This window comes from Vibrio sp. Vb0349 (assembly GCF_033338975.1).
In genome coordinates, this window is sequence record NZ_JAWOTS010000088.1 from 1 (window position 1) to 1994 (window position 1994).

Consider the following 1994-nt stretch of genomic DNA (forward strand, 5'->3'; position numbering starts at 1 on the left):
TTAGACTCACCCCATCGATCAGCAAGCTATCGATAATCCATTTCCCATCTCGTCGTATGTCAGGGTTCAGCCACACGTCGACTTGTTCAATATAAGGCAGTTGAGCGTCTTGGGAGCGAACGTTTTGCAGCGAAAGGTGATAAGGGAAGTCGTAATGAACGCTCTTCGCTTGGATCGGTAAGCCAAGGTAGGGTGAAACCCATTGCCATGTAGAATTGGCGTATGAGGTGGTTAACAGCGCAATAATGGTCGCCGGAAGGGCAATCAATACCACCAGTAAGAGAATTAGAATTCGACGCGCTGTTTTCATCCCTGCCAGAACCTGTAAGTGAAGTGTCGGAAAACTGATGAGGTCAGTTATACAAATAACCCAGTTAGGCTTTAGCTTGTATCAATCTGGTGTGGGATTCAATAAAAAGCCCCTCAAAAGAGGGGCTTGAAGAGCATTTTTGTAACTAAGTCACTGTTGTTATCAAATCACAGGTCACTTAGTTTTGCTTCGGTATTAGTCCAGTTGAGGACCAGCCGCAACCAGTGCTTTACCTTCCGCGTTGTCTGTGTACTTATCAAAGTTATTGATAAAGCGCTCAGCCAAGTCTTTCGCTTTGCTTTCCCATTGTAGTGGGTCAACGTACGTGTCACGAGGGTCAAGGATGCTTGGATCCACACCTGGTAGTGAAGTCGGTACTTCAAGGTTGAAGATTGGGATGTGCTTAGTTGGCGCATCTTCAATCGAGCCATCTAGGATCGCATCAATGATGCCGCGCGTATCTTGGATAGAGATACGTTTACCTGTGCCGTTCCAGCCGGTGTTCACTAGGTATGCTTCTGCACCTGCGGCTTCCATACGTTTTACCAGTACTTCTGCGTATTTAGTTGGGTGAAGCGTTAGGAACGCTGCACCAAAACATGCAGAGAATGTTGGTGTTGGCTCAGTAATGCCTCGCTCTGTGCCAGCCAGTTTTGCAGTAAAGCCAGATAGGAAGTGGTATTTGGTTTGCTCTGGAGTCAACTTAGACACTGGCGGTAGCACGCCAAATGCGTCTGCCGATAGGAAGATCACTTTGTTTGCGTGACCGCCTTTTGATACTGGCTTAACGATGTTTTCGATGTGGTAGATAGGGTAAGAAACACGTGTGTTTTCTGTCTTAGAACCGTCATCAAAATCGATAGAGCCGTCGCTACGAACCGTTACGTTTTCTAGCAGCGCATCGCGGCGGATCGCGTTGTAGATGTCTGGCTCCACTTCTTTCGATAGCTTGATGGTTTTCGCGTAACAACCGCCTTCGAAGTTGAAGACACCATCGTCATCCCAGCCGTGCTCATCATCACCAATTAGAGCGCGTTTAGGGTCGGTAGAGAGTGTTGTTTTACCTGTACCAGATAGGCCGAAGAATACTGCTACGTCGCCGTCTTTGCCCATGTTGGCACTACAGTGCATCGATGCGATGTCTTTCAGAGGAAGGAAGTAGTTCATCATCGCGAACATACCTTTCTTCATCTCGCCGCCGTACCACGTACCACCGATCAGTTGTGTACGCTCAGTAAGGTTGAAGACCGTGAAGTTTTCAGAGTTCAGACCTTGCTCTTCCCATTTCGGGTTGGTGCATTTCGCGCCGTTCATTACTACGAAGTCAGGTTCAAACGTTGCAAGTTCTTCTTCGGTAGGACGAATGAACATGTTTTTTACGAAGTGTGCTTGCCATGCTACTTCTGTGATCACACGAATGCTCAAGCGAGTATCTGGGTTAGCACCACAGTAACCGTCAACGACAAATAGGCGTTTGCCAGACAACTGGTTAGTCACCAACTCTTTTAGGTCGTTCCACACTTCCTGAGTGATTGGTTTGTTGTCATTTTTTACGGTGTCAGAAGTCCACCACATGTGTTCTTCTGTCGTCGCATCTTTAACGATGTATTTATCTTTTGGTGAGCGACCAGTAAAGATGCCTGTATCAACAGCAACCGCACCTAATTCAGTAACCACACCGCGT

Annotated in this window: 2 protein-coding genes; both read right to left on the reverse strand. The window is 47.3% G+C overall.

Features of this window, described 5'->3' with window-relative positions:
* Nucleotides 1-310 (reverse strand): AsmA family protein (locus tag R7Q47_RS23415; protein ID WP_318089474.1); only part of this gene is annotated, 310 nt, incomplete at its 3' end.
* Between the two features lie 195 nt (nt 311-505).
* Nucleotides 506-1994: phosphoenolpyruvate carboxykinase (ATP) (gene pckA / locus R7Q47_RS23420; protein WP_318089476.1), on the reverse strand; the 1489-nt coding region annotated here is incomplete at its 5' end.